6 protein-coding genes are annotated in these 6,169 nt (G+C 60.3%); 2 read left to right on the forward strand and 4 right to left on the reverse strand.

Annotated elements, in window-relative coordinates; genetic code table 11:
• Positions 1–465, forward strand: a 465-nt coding sequence (locus NKH04_RS32800) for a hypothetical protein (RefSeq protein WP_353045583.1), incomplete at its 5' end; no start/stop codon positions are given.
• 83 nt (positions 466–548) lie between these two features.
• On the opposite strand, the gene NKH04_RS32805 is transcribed toward NKH04_RS32800, so the two are convergent.
• From NKH04_RS32805 to NKH04_RS32820, 4 genes are all read right to left on the reverse strand, one after another.
• A complete protein-coding gene (locus NKH04_RS32805; RefSeq protein WP_352501181.1) occupies positions 549–986 on the reverse strand; it encodes a hypothetical protein in 438 nt (145 codons plus the stop codon).
• 3 nt (positions 987–989) lie between these two features.
• Complete coding sequence (locus NKH04_RS32810; protein ID WP_352920138.1) at positions 990–3,575, reverse strand: hypothetical protein; 2,586 nt, start codon at positions 3,573–3,575, stop codon at positions 990–992.
• Positions 3,576–3,868: 293 nt separating this feature from the next.
• Complete coding sequence (locus NKH04_RS32815; RefSeq protein ID WP_352816921.1) at positions 3,869–4,189, reverse strand: Bbp19 family protein; 321 nt, start codon at positions 4,187–4,189, stop codon at positions 3,869–3,871.
• The gene (locus tag NKH04_RS32820; protein ID WP_353045584.1) at positions 4,186–5,928 is read right to left on the reverse strand and encodes a portal protein; all 1,743 of its coding nucleotides are present in this window, start codon (positions 5,926–5,928) and stop codon (positions 4,186–4,188) included. The genes NKH04_RS32815 and NKH04_RS32820 overlap by 4 nt, the downstream gene beginning before the upstream one ends.
• Before the next feature lie 15 nt (positions 5,929–5,943).
• Between NKH04_RS32820 and NKH04_RS32825 the strand changes: the two genes are divergently transcribed.
• The coding region (locus NKH04_RS32825; protein WP_353045585.1) for a hypothetical protein at positions 5,944–6,169 on the forward strand (226 nt) is incomplete at its 3' end.

Here is a 6,169-nt window from a genome sequence, read left to right on the forward strand (position 1 = left end):
TCCGCTAAACACGGGGGCTGCGCGGCGGACACGCCGACGTCACCGCAATGCCACGCCATTTTGCAGAACTTGACGCACACAACTGCAATGGAGCCAGTGAACTCAAAAGATGGCGACGTCTTCATATGTTCAGTAAGCGACTTCCACACATGGTCCGACATACCGTCATCAGATGACTCGGGATTCGTCGCAGCTAACAAGGCCAGGAAATTTGATATCCAAGAATTTGCCGATCACTTCATTGTAACCAGCAAATCGGGCACGTTCAAACCATCGTCAACGAAATACGATATCTTCCGACGAAACGTATATCAGATCGCTGCATTTGACAGCACGACATTTATGCTCGACACCTTCGTTATGAGGACAGCAAATATTGAAGGTCCTCCGACCAAGGCGCGGGTCACGCTACAAACTCCAACATATCTGAACACGTGGTATTTGGACTGCACCTTGCAGAATTGATGCCCGCAGAACCGATGGCTATTCGCGTTCAGGTTTTGCAGTCCATCAGCTAAATCTCTGACGTGCGAAGTCACTAGGATCATTCAATCCTTTTCCGGCTCGTCGAATGAATGAATCCCGGCCGACTCATTGCCGAGGCGCTCAAACACGTCTAGCGCCCGCTCTGAAACAACAAGCGTGTGGTTCGAAGCCATGCCGAAGTCATCATGTCCTGGCTGCCCATGGATCTTCATCCAGACGAAGGTTGGAAGTTCTGTTTCTGGCTGCAGCCGATGAAACAACTCCGAAGCAGTAACCTCGACGTCGGCAAACGTCGCCCCTGAAACTCGCATCTTCAGCAGCTCCAGCTCGGCTTCTTTGGTGACAAGATAACAGGGAAAACTCCTTATCAGGACATCACCTATCCAAACGTCAATCTCGTAGTGAAGTTTGTGCACAATCGGCGGGTGAACGCGGTTATCGAGAACCGTATTTTTGCCAAAATCACCAGCAACAAATGGCTCTACATAATAATAATCCATTTTTCACCTATATTTTCCGACAGGCGGCACGAAATGATGGCCATATTTCTTATCCATCATTGTAGAATGATCCAGAATCTGCTGCTCCGTTGGATACGGGTACTTTTCATAGAATTTGTCATTTTCGCCCCTAATGATAACAAGATGCAGAATATCGTTTAAATCCTTAGGGATCCCGCGGAGATTTTCTATCGAATTGATCTTTTTCTTCGATAGGAAATTTAGAAGCCTCTTAAGTAATTGCTGCTCAGCCGGATGATGAATTACTACATCCTCGATGTTCACGTCGGGGTTCGCCTGAGCATACGCTTTCCGATAATTATTTGTAGTCGCCTCGCCAAATTTTGCACCGGGATGCTCTACGCGACTAGGGTCTCTGGCAAACAGCTCGCTCGCCACTGCGGCGATCATCTCGCGGTCCAATTTTGACTTCCGAGGCGAACGGGTCGTCTGGTGTCCGCCTTGCACGGGGCTGGGCGTCGTAACGCCAGAGAGGGCGTTGGAGTCAGCGATCGGAAGTTCTCCAGCGGCATCAAGCGACGTCCTGGGTAGTTTGGTGAAATCCTCCGGCTGTGCATTCGCCGGCATGGCTGGCGCAGTGCCTTCGCCAGCACCTAGCTTCTCAAGCTGACCGGGAGCAACCTTGGAACTTGGTGCGGCTTCCAGACTGCCTATGGATCGTTCTGCATGCCCTGCCGCCCCGGAACCGACCAACTCAATTGCTTGCGGGATTCCTTTCTCGGCAACAGCGGCTCGACCAAACGCGGGCGACGGTATCGACCAGCCCAATGCGTCAGATCCCTGATGCATCATCAGATTTTCGTCGCGGTTCGACGGCTCGTAGTAGGCATCCTTGTAATCTGGAGGGCTGATCGTTCCTCCGGCCATGCCGTAGGCAACCCAATCATTTACATTGGCCAGGGCGATCCCCGCATTGGCAACTACCTTGCCAAGGGCTTTCCCCTCTGATGCCAACACCAAAAGCGTCGAAGGGGCCTTGTAGCCAGACTCAACCGGTATAATCCAGGCCAGATCGGCATCCGCCAGTTGCCGGGCCACGCCTGCTCGAGCGGCAGGGCCGGACGTTCCGGCAAGCAGCGTGCTTACTTTCGCGTTTATGTCCTGCTGGTACATGCTCGCGCTGTCATAATTGTCGGAGAGATCACGGATAATGGACAGCGGCACGGGCTGAGGGTTCTCAATACCCAAATGTTCTTGCGCGGCGACCGACATGGCTATCGCTTTGTCATAGGCGTCCTTGTCATAGCCGTTTGGATCCTCAAGCCCGCCGCCGATCACGGCTTTCCAGGCGGCATCGACATTGGGAAACACCTCCCTGACGTAGCCTCCGGCATCGGTTCGCCTGTGGTTCATGACCAGCCCTACCGCGGCAGCGGTCGCCTGACGGCGCGTCTGGTCTTCCTGCGTACCGTTCGGCCCGGAATCGGGGTCGCGTAGCGCCGCATGGATCGCTTGGTTCGGCATGGTGCGCATCCCGAAAACCTGCCCACCGACATCGGCTCGCCAGTCGAAATCTCGGAAGCGTTTGTCGCCCTTGTCGAGCCCATAGGCGATCCTGAAGGCGTCCCGGCCAGGCATCTTGCCGGAATAAGCGCCAGTCCGTGCGATGGCGTCCGGCGCGTTCTGCTCGGCGAGACCGATGTTGGTGCGAAGCTCAACCTGCTGAGCAGTGTTGGCCGCCTGCGCCTGTCGGATCAGCGCTGCCTGTTCCTGTTGCGGAAGGTCGTCCCTGAACGCCTGCGCCACCCTTTCATCAGGCGTCTGCTTGCCGACGCGGTCACCCTTCGCTGCCGCCGCATTGGGCGCACCAAAGGCGCTGGAGCCACCCAGGGCCGCGGCGGTGTCGTCCTTGGTTCGGCTTCCAGCCTGCGCAGCACCCAACATCTCGGCAGCCCGCTTCGGATCCTGGGCGATCATCGCTTGAACCAGCGCCTTGGCCGTATTGCTGCGCCAGGCGACTTCCGCCGCTTGTCGGGCAAGCGGGTTGCGGAGTTTGGCGATCAGGTCAAAGCCGTTCTGCCGGATCGCCTCGAAGTTCTCGGTGTCCTTCGGGTTGCTTTGCGCGATGGCACTGGTTGAGATGTTATCGACCTTGGTCCACTCGGCCTGCTCATATTCGTCGCGCCGCTGAAGCTGCCTCGCAGCCATGCGTAGTGAGCCGGCCTCGCGCATGGCCTCCTTCTGCCTGGCGAAAGCGGTGCGCTGACTCTCGGGTATTTTCGGCAAGGCGTCGTCGAACAGCGTGTCGAACAGGCCAGGCTTGGTGACGAGGCCGGTGCGCGGATCGACCTGGCCGTACATCGTGTCATGCAGGCCTCCGCCATCGGCCGGCGCATTCGCCACCACCTCGTCTTCCGCCTGCGCGATCTGGCCGTTGAACCGACGCCGCGCGAGTTCAGCGTCGAACGCTTCCTGCTGCTGCTTCTGCTGCTGATAGCGCTCTGCGACCGCAGAGAGCTCGTCGCCAAAACCCTGCATCGCCCTGCCGATCGGCGACCCTTCGGGATAGGAGAGCACATTGCCGGTATCGAGCCGGCGCTGAGCAAGCTGGAGAGGTATAGTCGCCATTTAATATTCCTTGCCCAAGGAGCCCGCAGACTCGAACTGCCGAAGATCACCGCGCGGTCGGGCGCCGCACCGGCGATCCGGCCGGGTCCTGCCGCCTTCGTCGGGTCATGAATTTTGGAGAGGTCGCCAATGAGGAATTGGCCGACATTAATGATGCTCAAAGCCGACGGGCGTCGGCTAAACGGGGATTGGCCGCGGCAACCTATGGTGATCCTGCTGTGAACTGGCCGAGGTCGCCGGAATGATCGGCCGGAGCGGGCCGTGACCCCTGCAAGGCCGGCGCTCCTAAGCCCCTACGCCTCCGCCCTCGCCGCCTTCTCCAGTGCCGCCAGTTGCGCCTCGTCCAGCGTCAAAAACCCCATAATATGCTGCACCACTTCGGCCCGCGCGTTGCTCAGCGCGCTGTGCAGCTCGAAGCCGTTCGGCGTCTTGGTCTTGGCCAGCCACTCGCCATAGGATGGGCGGCGGTAATAGCCGGTTGCGGCCGCCAGGTCGGCCAGCACCATTTCGCCGTCCTGGCCCGAGAACACCCTGAGATAGGCCTTGGCCAGGGCATCCCGCGCCTTGGCCGGGCCGCCGGCCTGGCTGGAATGGGCGAAGCGTTTTTGGCTCATGCGCCCTGCCCGCCCGAAGCATCTTGCACATCCTGCGGCATCAGCCCGCCGAGCCCATCGGGCAGGCCGCTGTCGCGCGCCTGCACTGCCGCCGGCACGGCATCCCTGGCGACCTTGCCGGCGGCAGCCATCGCCGCCATGCCGGCCTGTTCAGCTTGAGCCTTGGCTCTGGCATCGCGGATGCCGGCCACCTCGTCCTGGCGGCGAAAAATGCGCTGCGGGCTGCGGCCGGCGCCCTGAACGATCTTCAGCGCCTCGTCGCCGTCGATATTGTCCATCACGCCGGGGTCGAACTGCGCCATCTGCATGGCCGTGGTGACAACCTGGATGGTGTCGCGCGCCTCGGCCGAACGGCGCAGCACGTCGAGCGGACCGGTGAAGGTCGGCCGCAGCGCCTTGCCGGCAAGGCTCGCCGGCGGCAGGAAGCGGCTATCTTCCTCGTAAAGTCCCTTGTCCTCGAGAATGCCCAGCTCGCGGTCGAGATTAGAGGCAAAGCCGGCCTGGATGATCGAACCGGACGGCCCGAGCAGCGCGCCCTTCTCCTCCTGCCGGATCAAGGCTTCGGTCGCCGTCATCTGCGGGTTCTGTACCAGCGTCTGGAACAGATTGACGAACATCATGTCGCGGATCTCCTCGGCCCGGCTGTCGGCATAATTGAACGCATAGGTCGGGTTCTGGCCGGTGGCGATCGGCGCGATCAGCGGCCGGCCGGCATCGTCGATCAGCCCGGGATAGTTCTCGCCGGGATTGAGCACCGGCACATAGTCTAGCCTTGCCTTGGAGGCCGTCGCCGGATCGGTGATCTGCTGCAGCGCGCGCAGGCCGGAGCGCCGCACGGCGTTCTCCTCGCGCACCGTCGTCAGCGCCTCGATGGTCGGCGAGATGCCGTACGGATCGCCCTCGTAGCGGCGCCAGTTGAAGCACGACACCGGGAACGAGCGAAAACCGCTTTCCCTGACGACCGCCTCCTCGTCCTCGATGACGTGATAGGAAGCGAACGCCGTATCGAGATACTGGTAGGAGCCACTCAAGCTGTACATCTTGCGCTCGTCGCGCGGCTGGATGCACTGGATCAGCGAGATCTTCGTCTCGCATTTGGCGGGGTCGTCGACCAGGATTTTGATCCGCGCCGGCAGTCTGTCATAGCCGAGCAGTTGCGCGGCCTGTCTTGCCGTGCGCTCGTAGCGGCGGTGGAAAATGTCGACCTGGCCCCAGCGGTTGCGCGAGAGATAGCCCTCGACCACCGGGATCGAGGCATAGCGGATCAGCGTGCCGCCAAAACCTTCCTCGGCATAGAGATAGGCCGGGCCGTAGCGCACGACATTGCGCAGGCAGGCCTGCGTTGCCGGCACGAAGTTCGAATTGGCGGAGTAGCGCAGCGAGAAAAGGAAATCGCGCAGCGCTTCCGCCCATTCCTTTTCCTCGTCGGTCTCCTCGTCGTTGATGGCCGCGGTCGACAACCCATGCCATTTCTCCGACTGCGGAATGATCAGGCTTTCCAGCCCGGCGGCCAGCCGGTTGGCGGCCGAGTTGATGGTGTTGGCGTAGACACGCGCACCGCGCCGCTCCTGCCGCTCGGCCTGCGAGTCCGTGCCCGCGTGGCGGCGGCCGCTCCACATGTCGGGAGCATCGGGATCGCAGAATTCGGACACCGCCTCCCAGACATGCTCGTATTGGCTGCGCTCGCTCTCCAGTTCAGCCTGTCGCGATAGAATATCGCGAGCACGGGAATCGCTCATGGTCAGCCTCGCTTGATGGATGAATGGGAAAAGAAAGATGGCGGGACGTCGAAACTGCCAATCTCCCCACTGTTTGGACCGGAGACATCGCGAACAGGTGTGCGAGGACATCGCGAACAGTTTGGCGCGCTTTGCGCCGGGAGGTTCGGGATGCCATTCGAGGACACGAGCGCGATGAAACAGAAGCTGGAATTTGTCAGGTTGGCGAGCGCGCCGGGAGCGAATGTGAGCGCGTTGTGCC

Source organism: Mesorhizobium sp. M1365 (assembly GCF_040317865.1).
In the GTDB taxonomy this organism is placed as follows: Bacteria; Pseudomonadota; Alphaproteobacteria; order Rhizobiales; family Rhizobiaceae; genus Mesorhizobium.